Annotated in this window: 24 protein-coding genes and 1 tRNA gene; 4 read left to right on the top strand and 21 right to left on the bottom strand. The window is 65.7% G+C overall.

Annotation, left to right across the window (positions count from 1 at the left end; genetic code table 11):
- The first annotated feature begins 589 nt into the window (after positions 1-589).
- The 3 genes from AC1DQ3_RS23265 (at position 590) to AC1DQ3_RS23255 (ending at position 4,226) form a co-directional block, all read left to right on the top strand.
- Positions 590-1,966: a hypothetical protein gene (locus AC1DQ3_RS23265; RefSeq protein ID WP_477122513.1), complete on the top strand. Its 1,377-nt coding sequence runs from the start codon at positions 590-592 to the stop codon at positions 1,964-1,966.
- Between the two features lie 478 nt (positions 1,967-2,444).
- Positions 2,445-3,428, top strand: coding sequence for a hypothetical protein (locus AC1DQ3_RS23260; RefSeq protein ID WP_477122512.1), 984 nt, complete (start codon positions 2,445-2,447; stop codon positions 3,426-3,428).
- A gap of 339 nt (positions 3,429-3,767) precedes the next feature.
- A complete protein-coding gene (locus AC1DQ3_RS23255) occupies positions 3,768-4,226 on the top strand; it encodes a hemerythrin domain-containing protein (RefSeq protein WP_477122511.1) in 459 nt (152 codons plus the stop codon).
- A gap of 70 nt (positions 4,227-4,296) precedes the next feature.
- On the opposite strand, the gene AC1DQ3_RS23250 is transcribed toward AC1DQ3_RS23255, so the two are convergent.
- The 20 genes from AC1DQ3_RS23250 to AC1DQ3_RS23155 form a co-directional block, all read right to left on the bottom strand.
- Positions 4,297-4,806, bottom strand: coding sequence for a CinA family protein (locus AC1DQ3_RS23250; protein ID WP_477122510.1), 510 nt, complete (start codon positions 4,804-4,806; stop codon positions 4,297-4,299).
- Complete coding sequence (locus AC1DQ3_RS23245; protein WP_477122553.1) at positions 4,806-5,054, bottom strand: hypothetical protein; 249 nt, start codon at positions 5,052-5,054, stop codon at positions 4,806-4,808. The genes AC1DQ3_RS23250 and AC1DQ3_RS23245 overlap by 1 nt, the downstream gene beginning before the upstream one ends.
- Positions 5,055-5,204: 150 nt before the next feature.
- Positions 5,205-5,528 carry a DUF2188 domain-containing protein gene (locus AC1DQ3_RS23240; RefSeq protein WP_477122509.1) on the bottom strand — a complete coding sequence of 108 codons (324 nt, stop codon included), beginning with the start codon at positions 5,526-5,528 and terminating at the stop codon, positions 5,205-5,207.
- A 204-nt stretch (positions 5,529-5,732) separates the two neighbouring features.
- A tRNA-Ala gene (locus tag AC1DQ3_RS23235) sits at positions 5,733-5,808 on the bottom strand.
- Positions 5,809-5,848: 40 nt separating this feature from the next.
- Positions 5,849-7,570, bottom strand: a complete 1,722-nt coding sequence (soxB, locus tag AC1DQ3_RS23230) for a thiosulfohydrolase SoxB (RefSeq protein ID WP_477122508.1) — start codon at positions 7,568-7,570, stop codon at positions 5,849-5,851.
- Positions 7,571-7,643: 73 nt separating this feature from the next.
- Entirely contained in the window at positions 7,644-8,159 is a 516-nt protein-coding gene (locus AC1DQ3_RS23225) for a TlpA family protein disulfide reductase (protein WP_477122507.1), read from the bottom strand.
- 8 nt (positions 8,160-8,167) lie between these two features.
- Complete coding sequence (gene soxX / locus AC1DQ3_RS23220; RefSeq protein WP_477122506.1) at positions 8,168-8,860, bottom strand: sulfur oxidation c-type cytochrome SoxX; 693 nt, start codon at positions 8,858-8,860, stop codon at positions 8,168-8,170.
- Positions 8,861-8,876: 16 nt separating this feature from the next.
- On the bottom strand, positions 8,877-9,701 hold the full coding sequence (gene soxA / locus AC1DQ3_RS23215) for a sulfur oxidation c-type cytochrome SoxA (RefSeq protein ID WP_477122505.1): 825 nt from the start codon (positions 9,699-9,701) through the stop codon (positions 8,877-8,879).
- A 124-nt stretch (positions 9,702-9,825) separates the two neighbouring features.
- A complete protein-coding gene (locus tag AC1DQ3_RS23210) occupies positions 9,826-10,281 on the bottom strand; it encodes a DsrE family protein (RefSeq protein WP_477122504.1) in 456 nt (151 codons plus the stop codon).
- 145 nt (positions 10,282-10,426) lie between these two features.
- Positions 10,427-10,738: a thiosulfate oxidation carrier complex protein SoxZ gene (gene soxZ, locus AC1DQ3_RS23205; RefSeq protein ID WP_477122503.1), complete on the bottom strand. Its 312-nt coding sequence runs from the start codon at positions 10,736-10,738 to the stop codon at positions 10,427-10,429.
- A gap of 63 nt (positions 10,739-10,801) precedes the next feature.
- Positions 10,802-11,257 carry a thiosulfate oxidation carrier protein SoxY gene (soxY, locus tag AC1DQ3_RS23200; protein ID WP_477122502.1) on the bottom strand — a complete coding sequence of 152 codons (456 nt, stop codon included), beginning with the start codon at positions 11,255-11,257 and terminating at the stop codon, positions 10,802-10,804.
- A 144-nt stretch (positions 11,258-11,401) separates the two neighbouring features.
- Positions 11,402-11,731 (bottom strand): c-type cytochrome, encoded by a 330-nt coding sequence (locus tag AC1DQ3_RS23195; protein ID WP_477122501.1) that lies wholly within the window; start codon positions 11,729-11,731, stop codon positions 11,402-11,404.
- 136 nt (positions 11,732-11,867) lie between these two features.
- Positions 11,868-12,908, bottom strand: coding sequence for a c-type cytochrome (locus AC1DQ3_RS23190; RefSeq protein ID WP_477122500.1), 1,041 nt, complete (start codon positions 12,906-12,908; stop codon positions 11,868-11,870).
- Entirely contained in the window at positions 12,892-14,265 is a 1,374-nt protein-coding gene (soxC, locus tag AC1DQ3_RS23185; RefSeq protein ID WP_477122499.1) for a sulfite dehydrogenase, read from the bottom strand. Before soxC ends, AC1DQ3_RS23190 begins: the two co-directional genes overlap by 17 nt.
- A 135-nt stretch (positions 14,266-14,400) precedes the next feature.
- The gene (locus AC1DQ3_RS23180; protein WP_477122498.1) at positions 14,401-14,808 is read right to left on the bottom strand and encodes an ArsR/SmtB family transcription factor; all 408 of its coding nucleotides are present in this window, start codon (positions 14,806-14,808) and stop codon (positions 14,401-14,403) included.
- Positions 14,809-14,919: 111 nt separating this feature from the next.
- Positions 14,920-16,188: an FCSD flavin-binding domain-containing protein gene (locus AC1DQ3_RS23175; protein WP_477122497.1), complete on the bottom strand. Its 1,269-nt coding sequence runs from the start codon at positions 16,186-16,188 to the stop codon at positions 14,920-14,922.
- 28 nt (positions 16,189-16,216) lie between these two features.
- The gene (locus AC1DQ3_RS23170; protein WP_477122496.1) at positions 16,217-16,543 is read right to left on the bottom strand and encodes a c-type cytochrome; all 327 of its coding nucleotides are present in this window, start codon (positions 16,541-16,543) and stop codon (positions 16,217-16,219) included.
- 247 nt (positions 16,544-16,790) lie between these two features.
- Entirely contained in the window at positions 16,791-17,621 is an 831-nt protein-coding gene (locus AC1DQ3_RS23165; RefSeq protein WP_477122495.1) for a BON domain-containing protein, read from the bottom strand.
- Between the two features lie 68 nt (positions 17,622-17,689).
- Positions 17,690-18,277, bottom strand: a complete 588-nt coding sequence (locus tag AC1DQ3_RS23160; protein ID WP_477122494.1) for a phosphoheptose isomerase — start codon at positions 18,275-18,277, stop codon at positions 17,690-17,692.
- Between the two features lie 109 nt (positions 18,278-18,386).
- Positions 18,387-18,755: a YraN family protein gene (locus tag AC1DQ3_RS23155; protein WP_477122552.1), complete on the bottom strand. Its 369-nt coding sequence runs from the start codon at positions 18,753-18,755 to the stop codon at positions 18,387-18,389.
- A gap of 39 nt (positions 18,756-18,794) precedes the next feature.
- Between AC1DQ3_RS23155 and rsmI the strand changes: the two genes are divergently transcribed.
- A complete protein-coding gene (gene rsmI / locus AC1DQ3_RS23150; protein ID WP_477122493.1) occupies positions 18,795-19,742 on the top strand; it encodes a 16S rRNA (cytidine(1402)-2'-O)-methyltransferase in 948 nt (315 codons plus the stop codon).
- An 84-nt stretch (positions 19,743-19,826) separates the two neighbouring features.
- Here the strand turns inward: rsmI and AC1DQ3_RS23145 are convergent, their stop codons facing one another.
- A complete protein-coding gene (locus AC1DQ3_RS23145) occupies positions 19,827-20,576 on the bottom strand; it encodes a septal ring lytic transglycosylase RlpA family protein (protein WP_477122492.1) in 750 nt (249 codons plus the stop codon).
- Positions 20,577-20,595: the final 19 nt, after the last annotated feature.

Below are 20,595 nucleotides of genomic sequence, written 5' to 3'. Positions count from 1 at the left end.
GCTTCTGGTGGCCGCCTGCGCCGCCGTAGTGCTGTCCGGCTGCGGTGGCGATGGATCCGATACAGCCTCCTCCGGCAGCACCCTTGCGACTGAGGCATACAGACACCGCTCACCCACGCCGTCCCCAACTCCCCCGGCCACGACGCCCCCGGCGACTACGCCCCCGGCCACGTCGCCCCCGGCAGGTGACATCCTTGATTCCTCCGGCAATCTGATTCCGTCAGCTTATGTTGCCATTGCTTCTGACTATAGTAGTGACCAGGCCATCGCGTATCGTTATGGCCAGAGTAACTCGACACCAGCAGCTGGAGCGCCCACCTACTGGAAGCCCGGCGATCACAAGTTCTACCCGCATGCCAATCCGTGTGACGGCGGTAATGACACCAACCCGCTTATCATTGCGCAGCTAGGCTCGACCGATTGCTCGCGAAACGATTTCGGGAGCAATATGGGAGACGTTATATACCGATCCGATGTTGCCTCGGACCCCGGGGTCACGTCCTTATTGACCTTGGATCTAAGCTCGGGGAATGTTACTGAGAAACCGCAGCTCCCCTGGGTTTTTGGCAATAGCCCGTCGAATCCTCAGTTGAATAATTATGTACCGGCCAATGGTGGTGTCTTGCCCACCAAGCCCATTGCGATGGCTCGATGCAGTGAGCACGACTGCGCACAATCCCTCGTTGCTTTTCAAAACGGTTTGATTGCTTCGGTTGGCACGAATACCGCATCTCACTTCGCTTCCGTGCAGATGCCCGCGGGTAAAGTGCCGACATCGATCGCCATTACGACGAACTCCGAGTTTGCCTTGGTGACGATCTGGGACACTGTGAACCTCAAGGGCCAGGTGGCAGTACTTGCACTTGGAAGCCTCGCTGACGGTAGCCAGGTGGGCGGCCCCTATGATTCCAGCCCGATGTCATGGCCGGGGCTATATCCGGGCTTGAGAAATATGTCCAATTTTGTATTTATCAAGCTGCTGGGTTTTGTCGATCTGCCTGGCATGGCGGCGCCGACGAGCATCTCCGCATCCACTGACTTTGGTGTGATGCAAGACAACAACACGCAAGGATGGTTGTATGATCCAGTGGGGGGTACTGGTGCCGATATGTCGTATCAGGATCTCAACCCAAGCGCCAGCAGCGTCAATCAAAAGAGCTTCGCGGTTGGCGGACTCAACGGGAACCTGATCTCGCGTTCCGGCGTAGCCGCAGTGGTATCGAAATCCGAAAAGAAAGTGGTGTTTTTGAACCTGAAGCCACTTTTTGATAAGGTGAACAATACCTACTTCCAGGGAACCCTTGCCTCTCTGCGCTCGACGCTGGCAAACACCGGCCTTGGCGACTCGCAGTGGCCTCAGGCATTTTCGGTGAATAATTATGCACCGACCATCATCAAGACGATGAGCCTGGCTCAAAGGCCAACGGCGGTGAAGGTTTCGATTTTGGCAAATCCCGGTCAAGCCTGGGTCGCAACCGAAGATGGCATTATTCATGCGATCAATGTGGCCGGCGTGCAGTCCGGAACGAACCTGGATCCCAACCTGATCAGCGAAGTGAATAGCCTTCAAGTCGGCAAGAACCCAACCAGCATGACTCATCGTGTGAATGTGGGGCTTGGCAACTCGAACACCGATATTTGGGTGGTCTCGCGGGGGGAGCAAAAAGTCCAACTCGTGAATACGGCAACGATGAAGGTTACAAAGACGCTTCAGGACTCTCGCATCGTGGATCCCATCACGGTAGACGAAACCCAGCAAAGTCCTCTGCTGACCAGCGTGATTACCCTTTCCGATTACGCAGGAAAGCAAGTGATGAATTATCGTTATGCTCCGATTTCCTTGCAGGGCGGAAATACGCCGCTCAATATTGGCATCGGTCAGTCGGGGAATGACGCGTTTGAGTTTGGCGGCACTTTTGCCGTGGCCGGCAAGCCGTTTAATTTTACCCAGAGCAATGTGCCCTGAGCGTAGCTTGATCTGTTGAAGCGTTGATCTGTGTTCACGATGGTGATTTGCATCCAGGCCTGACCCAGGTAAGGTCGCAATTTGCGTCGAATGTTGGCCATACCAGCATCATCCGACGCTGACATCTTCGCGATCACAGATCTCGATCTTTTCGTGCTCCTCCAGAGCTCTTTTATGCCCGCACGGTTCGCGCCATGCGGGCTTTTTCTTTGGCGTGCGCTGGCTTCTGCCGCCCCCACTTATGTCTCACCAGCCAGCGCCGGCAAGCTGGATCCCTCGCTCCTCAGGAACGCGATGCGCGGCAGATCGGATCGTGGTCACTTTCGTGCGCTGGTGCACAGAGCCATGTCGGCGGACATGACAATCTCGACGCAGGCCGAAAGGAACATATTGCTATGCGGAAAGTATCTGTACCGGATCGCGCCGCCGAGCGCCCGGCGAGGCGGGCAGCCTCCCATCGCCAGGCATGAACGTGGACATGATCAGCCTGACTTCCCCCGGCGAGGGCGGCGTCAAGGACTATGCCGCAACGCTGAACGGCCTGTTGCACGGGCGCCTGCTGGAGGCCACGCCCGCCCTGCCGCCCTCGTCGCTGGCCGGCGCCGACGTAATCCTGCACTACAGCGGCTATGGCTACGCAAAGCGCGGCGCGCCGCTGTGGCTGCTGCGGCGCTTGCGCGAGGCCAGGCCGCGCATGCGCACCTTCGGCGTGTTCTTCCACGAGCTCTACGCGGATGGGCCGCCGTGGAGCTCGGCGTTCTGGTTGTCGCCCCTGCAGCGTTACATCGCTGCCGAACTGGCGACGCTGGCGGACTTCTGGCTGACCAACCGGGAGGGGTCGGCGCTCTGGCTGAACACCCATGCACCGCCACGCTTGCACCGGGTGCTGCCGGTTTTCTCCAATCTTGGCGAGGGCGGTGTACACGACGGCGAGAGGCGTGCCGCGGTGGTGGTCCTGGGCGGCGCAGCGCTGCGTACCGGTACCTACCGTGCCGCTGGCGATGCCCTGTTCGATTGGGTCCGTCATGCCGGCTTCGAACTGCACGATGTCGGGCCACCGCTGGCCGATCCGGCTCTCGCCGCAAAGCTCGCAGAACGAGGCGCGGTCGTGCACGGTCGCGTGGAGGCTGACGAGGCGGGCCGGATATTGTCGGCGTCCACCTATGGCGTGCTGGCCTACCCGGTCGCCTACGCGGCCAAGAGCGGCGTGTTCGCCGCCTACTGCGCGCATGCCGTCTGTCCCGTGCTGCTGTCACGCCGCTCCGGCGTGCACGACGGGCTGACTCAGTTGCACTACCTGTCCTCACTCGATGCGATGACACCCGACATGCCCGCCGCCTGGCGCATCGGACAGGCGGCCAACGCATGGTACGTGCCGCACGCGGTACAGCGTCACCTGGCCAGCTTACGAGAAATGATGGGCGCGGCAGCGGCGCCCGCCGTTGCGCCTGCCGGCGGCTAATGTAGTGCGTCAGGTATGGGATCTTGCGATTAGACGTGGGGGCTCATCCTTCTGCAGGCCGGTCTGGCACTCGAACGTCGCCATCGGCGATCGTTGTCGCTGCATTCGGATGGTCATTCCCCTCGCATGCCACCTAGCTCCTCAAGCCTTATCGGGCGCTAGCACCCAGACGCGCGCCTGCTCCAGCCTCTCTAATGGGCGCTCCGGTCACAGCTGACAGTACTTCGCCGTGCGGAACACGCCCGGTACGCAATTTGCGTGTCATCCTGGGGCGACGGCTGCGCGGAGTGCTCATCGCATACCAGCCAAAAAATTGTAAATTCCCCCCCGGAGAACATCATGGATAAGTCAAAAATACCGCTTGAACAACGCCCGGCGCTGGGCCTATTGATGGACGACCATCGGGCAGTGAAGAAGCTCTTCAAACAATTCGAGGCCGCAAGGCAATCGGCGGAAAAGCAGTCAATCGCCCGGGAAACCTGCCAGCAGTTGTCTATCCACGCCCAAATCGAGGAAGAAATCTTCTACCCCGCGATTCGGGGCCTCTCGGACAAACTGGACGACATGTTGGATGAGGCAAAGGTCGAGCATGGTGTCGCAAAAGACCTAATTGCCAAGATTGAATCCGGTGAGCTGCTCGAGGCCAACTACAAGGTCCTGACCGAGTACGTCGGCCATCATGTTGAGGAAGAGGAAGGCGAACTCTTCCCGGCCGTCATCAAGGCCAAGGCCGATCTGCGTGCGGTCGCCGCAAAGCTCGAATCGCGCAAACTAGTGCTGCTCGGCGAACCTGCGTGATGAGACGTCGGCATCCGACGGCTGGCCAGGGGGAACTTACCGTGTCGAGCTTTGCAACACCCCTTCCCCGCTAATCATCTGTCTTGCCACGCGCCTGCTCGAAATAATAGGGAATTCGCATTAAAGCCCAGTCCGCCGCTGTCTCACGTATGACGTTGCGGTCGCCATGAAACTGAGTGGTCTCGCTGAATTCAATCGCAAGCTCGGTGCGGCCGCTCGCCCGAAAAACCCAGGCAAAACACTGCGTGCCTACGGGTGTACCATCGTCGGCGCCATCGTCCGCGACACCTGTATTGGCCACGGCCAGGTCTGCCCCGGACATCGCCAAAACGCCGCGCGCCATGGCGAGTGAAACAGGTTCGCTGGTCAATCCGTAGCGGTCGATCAGCGCGCGGGCGACGCCAAGCACCTCGATCTTCGCTTCGGGCGCGTAGGTCACTACCGCCAGCCGTAGGCAGCTCCCGCAGCCCGGCACTTCGGCCAGTCGAGAGGCGATAAGGCCCGCAGTACAGGACTCGGCGGTGGCGAGAACCAAGTCATGTCGTACCAAAAAATGCGCCACATCCCGCACGTCGCCCATCACTTCCTCCAGTGGCTTGCTATGCCGCGTGCGACAACTGGGGCTTGGCCTCTGTCGCGTCCCATCTCTTTACCGAAGGTCATCTTCCCGTGGCACTCCACGACGACGCGCTTAACGTCGACGAGCGATTCGCTCTGCGGCGTTGCACGAAGATTGGCCTTAAGGTCTTCTTCGCCGATCATAGCGCGCCGCATCGAGGTGGCATCGATGGTGCCTGCCCTGAGTAGGTCGATGCGAAGTCCGCCCACCGCGCGTGACAGCACAGTATGATGCACAGGTCGAACGCAGTTCCTTGCGAAAAGGCGGGGCGCCCTGCACTCCGCACCAGGATCCAGGCGGCTACGAAGATCACCGCGGCGCGCAAGGCCATCTGCCACCAGGTGAGCACCTCGCGCGTCTTAATCGGGGATCTTGTGGGGGTTGTGACCGAATAAATTCTGCTCGCGGATTTTGCCGTCACGCCCATGGATGGACAGTGCGACTTGCTCCCGCTTGGCCGATGCGGTGACCCAGGCGATGGCCTCTTCCTGCGTACAAAATAGTTGCCGGTCTGCCGGACTGTTGGCGATTTCAACCGCCCAGCCGTCATCGGCCGGCACGACATGCACATCCTTTCCCATGATGGTCTCCAGTGAGCTCCTGTCCGGCCCACTGTCACCCAGCGTACCCGGCGCGACAATCGGCGGCTGTCCTACATCGAATTCGCCACGGGTGCGCAGCATGCCGTCTATTGCCGGCGTCGGTGTCAGTGCTACGGATTTGCTACAGGAAGAACGGGGCATCTCCTATGTGGGTTCGGTGGGTTGCCCCCTGTATGCCCCCGGATTTCAATAGATCACACTGGACTATTTAGGAAACAAAAAAGCCGGGAAGCATTGTATCTATCTGGCTTCCCGGCCTTTCTTGGACTGCTCTGGAACTTATCCTGGTGGACCGAAGGAGGATCGAACTCCCGACCTCTGCATTGCGAACGCAGCGCTCTCCCAGCTGAGCTATCGGCCCGTGACGGACGATTGTAGCTCAGATTTCTGCCGCATATCAATCACGCCGCGATGCCTGCGTTGCCGTTCATTCCGCGCACCGTCGGCAGGTTCAGCGGACGTGCCGTGACCTCCCCGGAGGCCCGCAGCCACTGGGCCATCAAGTCCCAGATCGGCGGGCTGCCGCTCTGCCGGGCCTCCTCCGAGACGGGCGCCCAGCCGGCTACCTTGTAGGTCTTGCCGGCGTCGATGTGCTGGTCCTTGAGGCGCATGTCGGTGATGCGCCGGCCCATCGCCGCGGTGGGGTCGATGGTGTATTGCAGCCCGCCCACGCGCACCATGTCGCCGCCTTGCTGGTAGTAGGGATCCGGGTTGAAGAGGTTGTCCGCCACATCTTCAAGGATGGTCTTGATGGTCTCGCCGCTCATTGCCGTGACGGTGGTGTGCGGGTACGTAATGGCGGTCTGGTCCATCAGGTGTTCCATCGTGATGGCCTGTCCGGGCAGCAGCGTGGTGCCCCAGCGGAAGCCGGGCGAGAAGGCGATCTCGGCGCCCTGCACGTCCATCAGGCCATCCAGGATCAATTGGTCGAAGGTGCCGTTGAAATTGCCGCGTCGGTACAGCAGGCCGCTATTGCGCGCCAGCACTTCGCCGAGTTGCTTCTCGTACGGCGCGCGCACCTTGGCGATCAGCGCGTCCATGGTGGGATCGGCGGCGAGGTAGTTGGCGAAGACCGGCAGCAGGCGGTAGCGGAAGTCGCTGACCCTGCCACCCTTGACGTCGAAGTCGAGCACGCCGAGGAACTTGCCGTTGGAGCCTGCGTTGGTGACCAGCGTGGTGCCACCGGCGTTCTTGACAGGCACCGGCGCGGGCATGCCGTCGTGCGTGTGGCCGCCGAGGATGGCGTCGAGCCCGCGCACGCGCGAGGCGAGCTTGAGGTCCACGTCCATGCCGTTGTGCGACAGCAGCACCACGACCTGCGCGCCCTTGGCGCGCGCCTGGTCGATGACCTGTTGCAGGTTGTCTTCCTGGATGCCGAAGGTCCAGTCGGGCGTGAAGTAGCGCGGGTTGGCGATCGGCGTGTAGGGAAAGGCCTGGCCGATGATGGCGACCGGCACGCCGTTCATCTCGCGCATCACGTAGGGGTCGAAGACGGGATCGCCGAAGTCATTGGTCTTGATGTTCTGCGCGAGGAAGGCGACCTTGCCCTTGAAGTCGCGCTCGACGATCTCGGTGACGCGTTCGGCGCCGAGCGTCATTTCCCAGTGCGGCGTCATCACGTCCACGCCGAGGGCGAGGGCCGCGTCGACCATGTCCTGCCCGCGCGTCCACAGCGCGGTGGCCGAGCCCTGCCAGGTATCGCCGCCGTCGAGCAGCAGCGCGCCGGGCCGGCCGGCCTTGAGTCGCTTGATCAGTGTGGCGAGATGAGCGAAGCCGCCGACCTTGCCGTAGCGGCGCGCGGCTTCGGTGAAATCGAGATAGGTGAACGCATGCGCCTGCGCGCTGCCGGGCGCGATGCCGTAGTGGCGCAGGAAGGCCTGTCCGACCAGGTGCGGCGGCTTGCCCGCGTAGTCGCCCACGCCGAGGTTGACGTTGGGCTCGCGGAAATGCAGCGGCCGCAGTTGCGCATGGCAATCGGTGAAATGCAGCAGGTGCACATTGCCGAAGCGCGGCACGTCATAGAGCTTGCCGGCAGCCTGCGCGGCTTGTGCGTCGGTGGCGGGAAAGGTCATGCCGCCGGCGCCGGCAATGGCCAGCACCTGCAGGAACTCGCGTCGGTTCATCGTCGTCTCTTCTTGTGGATGGCATGCGCCGGTGTCGGACAGCGATGAGCCGGCGTCGCGTGGCCGAAAGCGGCTACTTTGGCGTTGGCCTGGCGTACTTCGCCAGTGCCGCTACTTCTTCTTCCAGCATTTCGCCGACTTCCTTCTGCACGACCTTGCCGTTGGCGTCGATCACGTACAGCTCGGGCAAGCCTTTGCGCTTGCCGAGCGCGGCGCGCAGCGCGGGCGTGTCCATGGCGGCCGGGAAGACGTAGCCGTGCTTCGCCATGTAGCCGGCGGCTTCCTTCGGGTCCCTGTCGATGCTGACCGCCAGCACCTGCAGCCCGCCGCGCGCGCCGCCGGTGCTGTCGTAGAGCTTCTGCAGGCGCGGGTTCTGCAATGCGCAGAAGGGACACCAGGACGCCCAGATCTCCACCACCAGCGGCTTGCCGGCCAGCTGCGCGGCGGTCACGGAGCGGCCGTCGAGCAGTTGCACCGCAGGCAGGCGCACAGTGTCGCCCACCTCCAGCGCCGCAACGGCGCCGCTCCAGGCGAGCGCGGCGATCAGCAGCGCGCGCCGGAACTGGCTGGACAAGCCGCCGGGCGTCATCGCGATGCTTACTGGTTGACCGGCGAGGCCGGGTCCAGCAGCAGCGCCATCACGTCGCGGATCTGCTGCTCGGTGAGGATGCCCTTGTGCCCGAAACGCGGCATGTTGGAGCAGGCCGAGAACGCGCTCGAATCCCAGATCTTGCCCCAGGTGTACTTGAGCACCGCTTCCGAATCGCCGCGCAGCTTGCCGTACTGGTACAGCGAGGGACCGATATTGCCAAACGAGATTTCAGCCTTGGTCATCTGGTGGCAGGCGTAGCAGTTGGCGCCGTTGGTGCCGCCGACCGCATCGGAAAACTGCATGCCGCGGCCGTTCTGCGCGGTCTTCTCGCCTTCCTTCCAGTCGCCCAGCCATTGCTTGTCGGCCGGGTACTTGATCTGCTTGAACTCGCCAGCCTCGATCTTCCTGGCCACCGCCGCCGGCACCTTGGTGCGGTCCGGGTAATCGCTGCATGCCTTCTGCATGGCGTCGCGATCGAGCACGCCTTCGACCGTGGCGGGACCTTTGGACGTGAAGGAGCTTTCGATCAGCTTCTTCATGTCGGCATCGCTGACGGCAGCGACCTTGGCGGCTTTCGCCGCCTTGGCCGCCTTGGCCGGCCTGGCGCTGTCCTCCGCGTGCGCCATGCCCGCGCAGGCCAGCATCGCAATAGTGGCGGCGGCGAGCGTGCACTGGGTGAATCTACGCGCTTGTTTCATCTGTGCTCTCCCTTGCTCAGCGCTTCATGGCCGGACCGTCATACGTGCCGCCGTTGGCATTCCTGGCGAGGAACAGGCTCAGCGCCGTGATCACGTCGGAACCATAGGCGGGCTCTGGAAAGCGCTGCTGGCGCAGGCAATCGTAGAGGCGGTGCTGCATCGAACGCACTTCGCCCTGCGAGACGCGGTAGGCCGGCCATGTGGTGTAGGCGGCCTGAGCGCCCTGCTGGGTCAGCAGGTTGGGCAGTTCCTGCAGGCGGATGCGCTGGCCATCGACGGCGTGGCAGGTGGCGCAGGCGAAGTCGTAGGCGCCGCCGCGGTAAAAGAACATCTTCTGGCCCAGCGCGTACACGCGCTTTTCTTCGGGATGGCTCAATGGCACGTTCATCTTCACGCCGCGCGACTCGCCGGCCAGGAAGGCCACCAGGCGCTCGATGTCGGACGGCTTGCCGGTGGAGGCGAAGGGGTTCTTCAGCGCTTCTTCCTGGGTCAGGCCCTGCAGCGTCACGCGGCAATAAGCCAGGCGCTGCTCCAGGTCCATCACGCGGCCGGTGTCCTTGAAGAAGCGCGGCAGCTCGGCGTAGGCGCCCTTGGTCACGCCCGGGCCCTTGCCCAGGTCACACTGTTCGAGCGAGGCGTTCCTGGGGCCGGCGGGCTTTTTCCAGAGTTCCTCGCCGGCGGCTTCCCACAGCTCGGCGGGATTGCCCTCGGCCAGCATCTGCCGGTACTTGGCGATTTCCTCGGCGGTGCTGCCCTGGGCGTGCACCGTGGCGGCGGCTAGCGCCAGGGCTCCGGCCACTGCCAGCGCGGCGCCGGTGCAACGGCGTCTGATCGTTTTCATGGGACTCCTCCTCGGGGCCTCGGGAGCCTGCCGCCGTGTGGCGCCAGGCCGTGCGGGCCGGTCTTATTGCTGGTCTTCCTGGTGCATGGCCCCTGGTTCGCACCGGTGCCTGCGCGAGTGTTACTTACGGCTTCAGATAGGCGTAGCCTTCATCAAACTGCAACCGGGCCACCTCAACCACGCCGGCGGGTACGACCTTGGCATCCAGCAGCAGGCTGGACTCCGGGATCTTGCGCGCCGTCAGCGTGTTGCGGCAGACGCGGAACTCGACGCCGGCGCTGGCCAGTGCGCCGACCGCCGCCTCGAAGGAATTGCCGCGCGCGTCACGCGCGCCTTCCACGATGAAGTCCACCCCGTAGCCGAACGCCACCACCACGATCCTGGTGTCCGGCGCTGCGTTCAGGTGATTGCGCAGGTTGGCCATGGCGCGCACCGCCTGGTCCGTGCCTTCGGACAACTGGTAGACCACCTTGACGCGCCCGCCCTTGCCGGCAGCCGCCGGTGCCGCCTGCGCCGCCGCCTTGGCCGACAAGCCGATTGCCGCCAGGGCCGCCGTTGCTCGAATAAATGCTCGCCGCATGATTGCTATCCTTCCGGTCGCACCCCCGCGCGCAACATGCGCCGGCCCGGGCCCGACATTCGAGCTGAACCATAGCAGAGGATGCCGTCGCCCGCTCGGCCAGTACCGGCCAGGATCAGCCAGTACAAGCCAGTACCGGGCTTGCTCAGGAAATGGTGGCTTCGTCGGTCCGCTTGTCGCCGCGGTTGTCGACCCAGGTCACCGTGATCTTGTCGCCCTTGGCGCCGCCCTTGAACTTGAAGTTCAGGAAGGGATCCTTGGACACGGCCGGGCCGAACTGGGCCTGGAATACATCCTTGCCCTTGCATTGCGCCGCCACGCTCTGGATATGCCAGGCAGGAATGATCTTGCCGGCCGCGTCCTTGCGCTGGCCGGTTTCCATATCGTGCTTCATCAGGATCTTGACGTCGACAACGCCGCCATTCTCGGCGGCACGCACGCGCATCGGGTCTGCCATGTTCTTTCCTCTCTCAGGTAATGGTGGGGCGGGAAATCCGCGTGTTGCGATGGGAGCGTGGCCTTAGCCGCCGCAACCGCCCAGCGTCACCTTGATTTCCTTGGACGCCACGTACCATTTGCCGCCTGCCTTGACGGCGGCGTACACCATCGAGGTCTGGCCCATCTTCACTCGCGTGGAGACGAAGGGCTCGGTGCCGGCGGGGATGGTGAAATCCGCTGCCAGCGTATTGGGGTTCTTTTCCACCAGGATGGCGATCTGCTCCGTGCCAGGGATATTGCTGGTCACGGCGACCGGCACCACGGCGCCGTTCTCGGCGATGTCGGGGGCGGTAAAGGTAATGCCGGTACTCTTCTCGGTACCGCTGCCGCCGAACGCCTTGATGACGTCGGCCACGCTCTTGCCGTCGAAGGCGGTCTTGTTCCACTCGGCGGCCTGCGCCTTGCTGATCAGGCCGGTGGCGGCCATCAGTGCGAGCATGGAGGTGGCCCGCAATACGTCTCGTCGTTTTGAATGCATTGTTTCCTCTTCTCCTGCGTCTTTCCGTTCCGGCTGGTTCTCAGTTGACCTGCCGTGCCTCGCGGCACGGCAGCGGGCGGTGCCATGCCTCACCTTTTTGTCCCGAAGCCGTAACCGGTCCGGGCAGGGCTTGCCCTGGGTGCCTTATTTGGCCGGGGCGCCTGCCAGCACCCACTCCACGACCGTCTTCAGGTCGGCATCACTCAATCCGGCATTGGCGGGCATCGGCACCGGGCCCCAGACGCCAGCGCCACCGCTCTTGACCTTCTTGGTCAGCGTTGCCAGGGCGTTCTTGTCGCCCTTGTACTTGGCCGCCACGTCCTTGTAGGCCGGGCCGACCAGCTTCTTGTCGACCTGATGGCAGCCCATGCAGGCGTTCTTGTTGGCGATTTCCTGGGCCTTGGCGGCATCGACCGCGGCGTTGGCCGAGGCGGCGCAAGCCAGCATCAGCATTGCGATGACAAACTGCTTCATGGGTAGTGCTCCGAAATTTCATGAGCCGTGGGGACGGCGATAGGCCACGCGCCACCAGCCATGCCAGTTGGCTCAGCCGGCGCGGCGGCGCTGCGGCGCGTTGGCCGTGCCACGGGGCATGGCGGCGGCCAGTGCGCTATTTTGCCTCAAGAATCCACCTCACCACGGTATGCAGGTCGGAATCGGGAATCTGCGGCTGGGGCGGCATCGGCATGGTGCCCCAGGCGCCCTGCCCGCCCGTCCTGATCTTGTGGGCCAGCGTGTCCTGCACTTCCTGTCCCTGGTACTTGCGCGCGATCTCGGCAAAGCCTGGCCCGACCAGCTTGCGGTCGGTGGCGTGGCAGGCCATGCACAGGTACTGGCTGGCCAGCCTGGCGCCTGCTGCCCCGCCGGGGCCGGCGGCCACGGGCTCACTGGCGGCGCTGCCCGCGGCGACGCCACGCGTGGGGCCCACCGTGCGCTGCTGCGCGGCCAGGTCGCCGTGGGCATCGCGGGCGTAGGCCGGCATGGTCGACACGAGCTTCACCGTGGCCGTGCAATCCTTCATGCACGCCGTGTTGCGCGTGTCGGCCTGGCCGCGCCCGGGCCACAAGCCGTGCTGCAGGGTCATGCCGTTGCGGTTTGGCAATGTCTGCTGCACCTCGGCGATATTGCGGTCCGACAGCGTGAAGTCCGCCGGCACGATATCGCCCAGGTTGAGCAGGTAGGCCGTGACGGCGTAGACGTCGTCGGCGGACAGGCTCCGCGGCGCGTTCCACGGCATCGCGCGGTGGATGTAGTCCCACAGCGTGCTGACGGTGCTGAGCTTCATCAGCGTGGTGCGGTACGGCTGGTTGCCGGTGAGCGATGCCACCCGCCCACGCTTGATGTCCTCGGCGGTGGTGCCGCCAACGATGGGCGAGAACACTTCGTTGGATTCACCGAAATCGCCATGGCACGATGCGCATTTGCCGTCCCAGATCCTTTGCCCCTGCGGCACGGTACCGCTGCCCTTGGGCAGGCCCTGGAAGTCCGGGCGCACGTCGATATCCCAGGCCTTGACCTCGGCCGGCGTGGCGGTGCGGCCGAGCGCGGCACGCGCGRCATCGGCCGGCGTCGCAGCGCTCGACACCTGGCCGCCCAGCGCCATCGCGGCAGCAAGCAGCGTGGCGCGGGCCGCCTTACTCAACATGGACATTGGAGACCTCGCCGCTGTCGGCCACCCGCCAGCTCTGGATGGCGTTGTTGTGATAGATCGAGCGCGTGCCGCGCACCGCGCGCAGTTGCGCCATGTGCGGCTGCACATAGCCGGTCTCGTCGATGGCGCGGCTTTGCAGGATGGCGGGGGCGCCGTCCCAGACCCAGTCCAGGTTGAAGCGCGTCAGGCATTTGGTCAGCACCGGCGTTTCCAGCCGCGCGGTGCGCCAGTTGCGCCCGCCGTCGACGGAGATATCGACGCGTTTCACCCGTCCGCGCCCTGACCACGCCAGCCCGCTGATGTTGTAGAAGCCGCGGCCTACCAGCTGCTGCCCGCCCGAGGGCGTGGTGATCACGGATTTGCACTCCTGGATCGAGGTGTACTGGCGCTGCATGCCGTCCGGCATCATGTCGACGTAGTGCACGGTCTCGTCCTTGGTGTTCCACGGCTGATCGCCCAGTTCCAGCCGACGCAGCCACTTGACCCACGATACGCCCTGCACGCCCGGCACTACCAGGCGCAGCGGATAGCCGTTCTCGGGGCGCAGCATCTCGCCGTTCATGCCCCAGGCCACGATGATCTCGTCGGCCAGTTCCATCGGGATGGTGCGCGTCATGCCGGAGCCGTCGCCGCCTTCGGCGAGCAGGTAGCGCCCGTGCCTGAAGTCCGCGCCGGCATCGTCGAGCAGGACCTTGAGCGGCACGCCGGTGAATTCGCAGCACGACAGCATGCCGTGGGTGTATTGCACCGTGGGCACGGCCACGTTGCCCCACTCCATGCCGGTGTTGGCGCCGCACTCGATGAAATGCATGCGCGACACCGCCGGCAGGCGCATCAGGTCGTCCATGGTGTAGACGCGCGGCGCCTTGACCAGGCCGTTGATCATCAGGCGGTGGCGAGCGGGATCGATGTCTTGCCAACCTTGGTGATGGCGCTCGAAATGCAGCCCGTTGGGCGTGATGATGCCGAAGAAGCCCTGCAACGGCGCGAAAGAAACCGAAGCGGCGGACACGCGGGTCAGCCCCGGCGACTCGCGCCGCACCAGGTTTTTCTCGTACGCGGAGGGCTGGCCATAGGGATGCGCGGCAACCGCCTGGCCAAGCGTGGTGGCCCAGGGTTGCGGCGTGAGGATGGCGTCGTCGCCGGCAGCTTGCGCTGCGCGCGCCCTGCCGCCGGCACCGACGCCAACCCCGACGGCCAGCGCCGCCGCGGCACCCAGGAAACCCTTGCGCAGGAAATCCCGGCGCGGGCTGTCCGGCGTGCCCAGGCCATGTTGCGTGATGTCCTGCTGTAGCGAGGCGCTGACGAAATGTTCCGGCGCACGCACGATGCGCCCGGGGCGGCTCTGTTCCGGCACTGCGGTCTCCTCCGTTCGGTTCGTCCGGCACGCAAGCGCCGTCGGCCAACCTGATATCGGTCAACGCCCGCGAATGCGGACTGCCGCCGCACAACTGCGCGAGGGTGGATGCCGTACCCCGGCGCGCACCTCGCCTTAGCGGCTGCGGCGGCGCGGCGCCGGTGCGGCCTGCGGCATGAAGCGGTCGACCATGCCCTCGGGCAAGGCGCTGTCTTCCAGACGGCTGGCCACCTGCACGCAGACGGTGCGGCACAACTCGATCACGCTCTCGTCCTCGATGGCATAGAAAACGAGATTCGCTTCCTTGCGGCGCGACAGCACACCCGCGCGGTACATCGCGGTGAGATGCCGCGAGACATTGGTCTGCGACGATCCCACCGTTTCCACCACGGTGCCCACCGGCTTCTCGCCATCGCACAGGGCGTGCAGGATCTTCAGCCTGGTGGGCTCCGCCAGCAGACTGAAATACCCCGACACTTTCTCGAACACGCGATCCATCTCGTCCATGCCGTCCAATATATCCGTATATGCGCAAGTGCGCATATAGTGTTTACCACTGCGTGCGGCGCTTTTGAATGCGCGCTGGCCTGCAACCTTGGGGACATCTGTCATGCGCACCACGACCCTGTGCGCGCCGCGCTTATCCTGCCGCGCTCACCCGAGCATGTCGCTCCAGATCGCATCCGCCCATGCCTGGGCATAGGTGCCTTCCAGCGCGTTCGGCGCCGCCGACAGACCGCCCGCGCCTGGCACCGTGACCATGGTCTTTTGCGCGGCATCGTAGCGATGCACGCTGGCGATGTGGACTGCTTCGCGCGCGGATGTGAAGCTGTAACAGGTGTTGTTGTAGAGCGGCTCGGGGTTCGGCGCTTGCCCGGCGAGCAGCGACACAATGGCGGCCGCCGCCACCTTGCCGTGCTGGTTGGCCATATGGCCCGACTTGGGCATCAGCGGCGCGATCTGGATGGCGTCGCCGAGCACGTGGATATTGGGCGCGGCCTTCGATTCGAAGGTGAGGAAGTCGACTTCGCACCAGCGGCCGTTGGCGGTGGCCAGCCCGCTGGCCACCGCGATGGCGCCCGCGCGCTGCGGCGGCAGCACGTTGAGCACATCGGCGCGCTCGTCGTCCTGCACCTCGAACTTGAGCGTGCGGGTGGCGGGGTCCACGTCGACGGTGTTGTACTGCGGCCGGTACTCGATCATGCCCTTGTAGCGGGTGGCCCAGACCTGCTTGAACAGCGCGCCCTTGGAAGTGACATCGGGATTGGCATCGAGGATCAGCACCTTGCCGCGCGGCTTGGCGCGGGTGAAATAGTCCGCGACCAGGCAGGCGCGCTCGTAGGGACCGGGCGGGCAGCGATAGGGCGCGAGCGGAATGGAGATGGCGAAGGTGCCGCCATCGGGCATTGCTTCGAGCTGGCGGCGCAAACCCACCGTTTGCGGGCCGGCCTTCCAGGCATGCAGGATCTGGTCGCCGCCCGGCCGGGCAAGGCCCGGGATCTCGCTGGAGAGCATTTCCACACCGGGCGACAGCACCAGCCGGTCGTAGGGCAGCGTGCCGCCGCCGGCGAGGCGCACCACGCGGCGCGCGGGATCGATCGCGCGGACATGGTCGCGCACCACGTTCACGCCGTGACGCCTGGCCAGCGCATGGTACGACAAGGTGACGTCGTCGATGCGCTTGCTGCCGGCAAGGACCAGGTTGGAAAGCGGGCAAGAGACCAGGCTGGCGTTGGGCTCGACCAGCGTGACCTCGATGCCCTGTCCACTCCATTCGCGCAGGTAACGCGCCGCCGTGGCGCCGCCATAGCCGCCGCCCACCACCACCACCTTGGCCTTGCCGGTGGTGGTGGCCGCATGCGCGCCGAATGCGCCGAGCGCGGCGGTGCCGGCAAGCGCGCCGAGAAATTCACGTCTTTGCATCTGGGAGTCTCCTTTCCGGCCGGGGCGCCTAGCGCATGGCGGCGAACCAGCCGGCGATGGCTTCGATCTGCGGGTCGCTGTAGCCCTTGGCGATCTGCTGCATCACCGTGGCTGCGCGCTTGCCTTGCCTGAAGTCCTGCATCTGCCGGACCAGCTCGGACTTGTCGCGGCCGGCCAGCCCTGGCACCGCGCTCCCCGCGGGAGCACGGCCTGCCGGGCCGTGGCAGCCGGCGCAGGCGGCGGCCCAGTTGCGCGCTTGCAGCGCGGTGGCATCGGGCGACTGCGCGTGCGCGCCGCCGGGCAAGGCCAGCAGCGCCAGCGCCGTCAAGGCGGCCAGTGAGGGGGTCTGGATCATGGTTTGCTCCGGGATCGCGCCGCGAGGGCGTGCCAACCCTAACACACCGGAGCGCGCGCATGTGACGCAAAAACCTCAGATCGAACTACGCTGGTTGCTGCCGGAAGAAGTTCAGCGGAGCGTGAGGCAGAATTCGGCCGCCCGAGATGGCCGCCGCGGCGCGAGGCGCTGCAATGGGTACGCCGCGCAGTCATGTGCGCGGCGCACCGCCGGGCGGGGCGCGGGGCCGCCCCGTCCGGCCCGCCGTTCAGGGCAGGTTGCGGCCGGGCGGCAATGCCACCGGCGAGGTAACAGGCGTGGTCGTCGCGCCTGGGGTAGCGGCCGGCGTCGTCTGCTCGGGCGCTGACTGGACTGGCGCGGGCGTGCCCGACGAGGTGCCCGACGAGGTGTCCGGCGGAGCGGTCCGCCCGGTAGCGGCAGCATCGAGCCTGGCGCTCTCGGCTTCGGTCACGTAGTCGAATGCCCTGACCACCTTGACGACGCCGCTGGCATTGCGCGCCACATCGGTGGCGCGTTCGCCCTCTGGCGGGGTGACGACGCCGAGCATGTAGACCACGCCCTTCTCGGTAACGATCTTGATCGAATTCGACGGCACGCCTTCGGCGGTGACCAGCATGGTCTTGACCTTGCTGGTGATGAAGGCGTCCTGGCTCTGCGTGGCGAATGACGGCGACGATACGATCTCGATTTCGTCGATCACCTCGCGCGTATTGGGCAGGCCCCGCACGTACTGCTCGATCTGCTGCTTGACCGTGGTGTTCTCGGCCTCGCCGGTCAGCAGCACCTTGCGGTTGAAGACCGACACGCTTACGCGGGCCTGGCCGTTATAACGCGAGTTGATGGTGTTCTCGGCCTCGAGCTGCAGGCCGCGGTCGATGGTCTGGGTAGAGGTGGGCCGGCGGTCGGTGGCCATGGTCACGCCACCGGCCATGCCGGCAGCGATGATCGGGAAGCAGCCGGCAAGCTGCGTGGCTGCAACGGTCAGCGCCGCCACCATGGTCGCGGTGCGGGCCAGGCGTGGCAGGGTCCCGGTCGGCCGGGAAGCGTGGGATTCACGCGGGTTGGGCAGAGTCGTCATGCGGTCCTTGCTTGTAGCAGTGAGGCAAAAATGGAGACTGTGTTTGCGCGCGGCATCGTCGGGCGGGCTCAGCCCTCGCCCAGCAGCGCTTCGTCGATACCGTCGCACAGGCAGTGCAGGGTCAGCAGGTGCACTTCCTGGACGCGCGCGGCGCGCTCGCTGGGCACGCACAGGTTGACGTCGAATTCGCCGAGCAGGCCGGCGAGCTCGCCGCCGCCCTTGCCGGTCAGGGCCACTACGCCCATCTCGCGCTGCCTGGCGGCCTGCACCGCGGCGATCACGTTGGCGGCATTGCCGGAAGTGGAAATCGCGAGCAGCACGTCGCCGGGCTGGCCGAGCGCTTCCACCTGCTTGGAAAACACCAGGCTGAAATCGTAGTCGTTGCCGATGGCAGTGAGGATCGCGCTGTCGGTGGTCAGGGCGATCGCGGCCAGGCCCGGGCGCTCGCGCTCGAAGCGGCCGATCATGTCGGCGGCGAAAAGCTGGGCAGCGCAGGCCGAGCCGCCGTTGCCGCAAACGAGGATCTTGTTGCCGCTGGTGAGCGCGCCCACCAGGCGTTCGATCGCCGCGGCGATATGGGGCGCCATCAGCGGTGCGGCCTGGCGCTTGGTCTCTGCGCTGTCGAAAAAATGTTGCTGGATGCTATCGATATGCATGGCTCGATCGGCCTTCTTGTGTTCAAACGCTTTTCAATTACGGCATGCGCCGCAGATACAGCGCAAGATACAGCGCATTATGACGCACGCGCCCGGGCTCCCCGTCGCTTCATTGCGCCGCGCCGGCATCGAAGGCATCGCGAATCCATTCGAGGCGCCCCGGCTCCAGCGCCACCACATCGAGCCGGCAGCGCGGCGCGGCGCCCTGCTGCGCCTGCGCGGCCAGGTAATGCTCCGCCGCCAGCAGGATGCGCCGCTGCTTGGCCGGCGTGACGCTGGCCGCCGCGCCGCCGAAGGCACGGCTGGCGCGCTGGCGCACCTCGACAAAGACCAGCGTGCTGTCGGCCTCGCGCATGATCAGGTCGATCTCGCCGCCTTTGCAGCGATAATTGCGAACCACGAGCGCCAGGCCCTGCCTTTCCAGGTAGGCCAGCGCGCGTCCCTCGGCCCGGGCGCCTCGCGCCTGCGCCGGGGACATCGTGGATTTGAATGATGGATTCAACGGAAGTTCTCAAGCATGACTGACTGGATCTCCCTGGCGGCCGGCCAGTCCTACCCGTCCGGCACCCTGTACGTGGTGGCTACCCCGATCGGCAACCTGGCCGATCTCTCGCTGCGGGCCTTGCATGTGCTCGGCCTGGCCGACGCCGTGGCTTGCGAGGACACCCGCAATACGGGTCAGCTGCTCACGCGCGTGGGCCTGCACCGGCCACTGCTGGCTGTGCACGAACACAACGAGCGCGAAGCGGCGGAGCGCATCAACGCGCGGCTGGCCGCGGGCGAGCGCATTGCCTACGTGTCCGACGCCGGCACGCCCGGCATCTCCGATCCCGGCGCGCGGCTGGTGGAAGCGGCGCGCGCGGCCGGCCACGCGGTGGTGCCGCTGCCTGGCCCGAGCGCGGCGGTGGCGGCCTTGTCGGTGGCTGGCGAGATGCTCGACAGCGGCGACGGCCGTTTCACCTTTGCCGGCTTCCTGCCGTCCAAGGCGCGCGCGCGCAGCGAGGCCATCGCCGGACTGGCTGCACTCGACCACGCCTGGGTGGTCTATGAGGCGCCGCACCGCATTGCCGACACCCTGGCGGCGCTGGCCGCGGCGCTGCCGCCGGCCAGGCGGCTGCTGATCGGCCGCGAGCTGACCAAGCTGTTCGAGGAAATCAAGGTGCTGCCCGTGGGCGAGGCGCCAGCCTGGCTGGCCGAGGAAGCGTCGCGCGCCAAGGGCGAGTTCGTGCTGGTGGTGGAAGGTGCGGCGGCCACGGCGCCGGATGCCGGCCAGCCCGACGCCCGCGCGCAGCAGGTGCTGGCGCTGCTGCTGGCCGAGTTGCCGGCCAAACGCGCGGCCAAACTTGCGTCGGCCATCACCGGCGCGCCTACCGATGCGCTGTACCGGCTGGCGCTGGCGCAGCGCGCCGGGCACGGCGAGGAGGAGGGGAAGGGGAACGGGGAAGACGAAGAGGCTACGGAGTGAGTCGTTTCGGAGCGTGAGCACGGCCTCGGCGGATAAGCCGACGGCGTCGCGGACCCGGCATCCCTGCGCGGCCCGCATCGCGGCTCAGCGGCTCTTGTGCCGGGCCACTGGCTTGCGCGTCTTGCGCGCTGCGGGCGTCGGCGTGGCCGGGCTGTCGGCCAGTTCGGCGTCGGGCCCGGCGTCTTCGCCGCCATCGCCCGCCTCGTCACCGCCTGGCGCGATCTGCGGCCCCAGCGCCGCCACCTCGGAGCGCGACAGGCGGCGGATCTCCACCTGGGTCGAGCCGTGCTCGGTGAAACCGAGGCGCTTGGCCGCCCCGTACGAGACATCGAGTACGCGATTGCCGTGATACGGCCCGCGGTCGTTGATGCGAACCACTGCGACCTTGCCATTGCGCAGGTTGCGCACCAGCACCCAGCTATCGAGCGGCAGCGAGGGATGCGCCGCGGTCATCGCGCGCATGTCGAAGCGTTCGCCATTGGCCGTCTTGCGGCCATGGAAACCCTTGCCATACCAGGACGCCATGCCGCGCTGCTCATAGGACCCCAGGTCGGGCCGCAGGCCCTCGAAAGATCCCTGGCCGACGCCCTCGCCCTCGCCGCCCCAGCGATACAGGCCCCAGCCGTTGCTGTTGTCTTTCCGGGCATCGCCCTTGGCCGCTTTGGCAGGCTTGGGCGGCTTGGCAGCCGCCCGCGTGGCGGCGGTGGGCGCGCCCTCCTGGGACTCCTGGCCCGGCGGGATCGCGCAGGCGGCCAGCGCCAGCGCGCACATGGCGTGCCCGCACAGGCGGAGGATCCGCCCTGGGCTGGAAAGGTGGGAGGCTAACCTAGGCATCGCGGGAGTCTAGCATCAT

The organism is Cupriavidus sp. 01T418, assembly GCF_056398885.1.
The sequence above is the reverse complement of the archived record's forward strand: the minus strand, read 5'-3'. Positions and strand labels throughout refer to the sequence as shown.

Excerpts from the sequence above, each read along its gene's own strand:
- rsmI (WP_477122493.1), top strand. The coding sequence starts at position 18,795 with ATGACTGACTGGATCTCCCTGGCGGCCGGCCAGTCCTACCCGTCCGGC.
- soxB (WP_477122508.1), bottom strand. The coding sequence starts at position 7,570 with ATGAACCGACGCGAGTTCCTGCAGGTGCTGGCCATTGCCGGCGCCGGC.
- AC1DQ3_RS23170 (WP_477122496.1), bottom strand. The coding sequence starts at position 16,543 with ATGATCCAGACCCCCTCACTGGCCGCCTTGACGGCGCTGGCGCTGCTG.
- AC1DQ3_RS23260 (WP_477122512.1), top strand. The coding sequence starts at position 2,445 with ATGATCAGCCTGACTTCCCCCGGCGAGGGCGGCGTCAAGGACTATGCC.
- AC1DQ3_RS23225 (WP_477122507.1), bottom strand. The coding sequence starts at position 8,159 with ATGACGCCCGGCGGCTTGTCCAGCCAGTTCCGGCGCGCGCTGCTGATC.
- soxY (WP_477122502.1), bottom strand. The coding sequence starts at position 11,257 with ATGCATTCAAAACGACGAGACGTATTGCGGGCCACCTCCATGCTCGCA.
- soxX (WP_477122506.1), bottom strand. The coding sequence starts at position 8,860 with ATGAAACAAGCGCGTAGATTCACCCAGTGCACGCTCGCCGCCGCCACT.
- soxZ (WP_477122503.1), bottom strand. The coding sequence starts at position 10,738 with ATGGCAGACCCGATGCGCGTGCGTGCCGCCGAGAATGGCGGCGTTGTC.
- AC1DQ3_RS23195 (WP_477122501.1), bottom strand. The coding sequence starts at position 11,731 with ATGAAGCAGTTTGTCATCGCAATGCTGATGCTGGCTTGCGCCGCCTCG.
- AC1DQ3_RS23155 (WP_477122552.1), bottom strand. The coding sequence starts at position 18,755 with ATGTCCCCGGCGCAGGCGCGAGGCGCCCGGGCCGAGGGACGCGCGCTG.
- AC1DQ3_RS23210 (WP_477122504.1), bottom strand. The coding sequence starts at position 10,281 with ATGCGGCGAGCATTTATTCGAGCAACGGCGGCCCTGGCGGCAATCGGC.
- AC1DQ3_RS23250 (WP_477122510.1), bottom strand. The coding sequence starts at position 4,806 with ATGGGCGACGTGCGGGATGTGGCGCATTTTTTGGTACGACATGACTTG.
- AC1DQ3_RS23145 (WP_477122492.1), bottom strand. The coding sequence starts at position 20,576 with ATGCCTAGGTTAGCCTCCCACCTTTCCAGCCCAGGGCGGATCCTCCGC.
- AC1DQ3_RS23160 (WP_477122494.1), bottom strand. The coding sequence starts at position 18,277 with ATGCATATCGATAGCATCCAGCAACATTTTTTCGACAGCGCAGAGACC.
- AC1DQ3_RS23175 (WP_477122497.1), bottom strand. The coding sequence starts at position 16,188 with ATGCAAAGACGTGAATTTCTCGGCGCGCTTGCCGGCACCGCCGCGCTC.
- AC1DQ3_RS23180 (WP_477122498.1), bottom strand. The coding sequence starts at position 14,808 with ATGCGCACTTGCGCATATACGGATATATTGGACGGCATGGACGAGATG.
- soxA (WP_477122505.1), bottom strand. The coding sequence starts at position 9,701 with ATGAAAACGATCAGACGCCGTTGCACCGGCGCCGCGCTGGCAGTGGCC.
- AC1DQ3_RS23255 (WP_477122511.1), top strand. The coding sequence starts at position 3,768 with ATGGATAAGTCAAAAATACCGCTTGAACAACGCCCGGCGCTGGGCCTA.
- AC1DQ3_RS23165 (WP_477122495.1), bottom strand. The coding sequence starts at position 17,621 with ATGACGACTCTGCCCAACCCGCGTGAATCCCACGCTTCCCGGCCGACC.
- AC1DQ3_RS23240 (WP_477122509.1), bottom strand. The coding sequence starts at position 5,528 with ATGCTGCGCACCCGTGGCGAATTCGATGTAGGACAGCCGCCGATTGTC.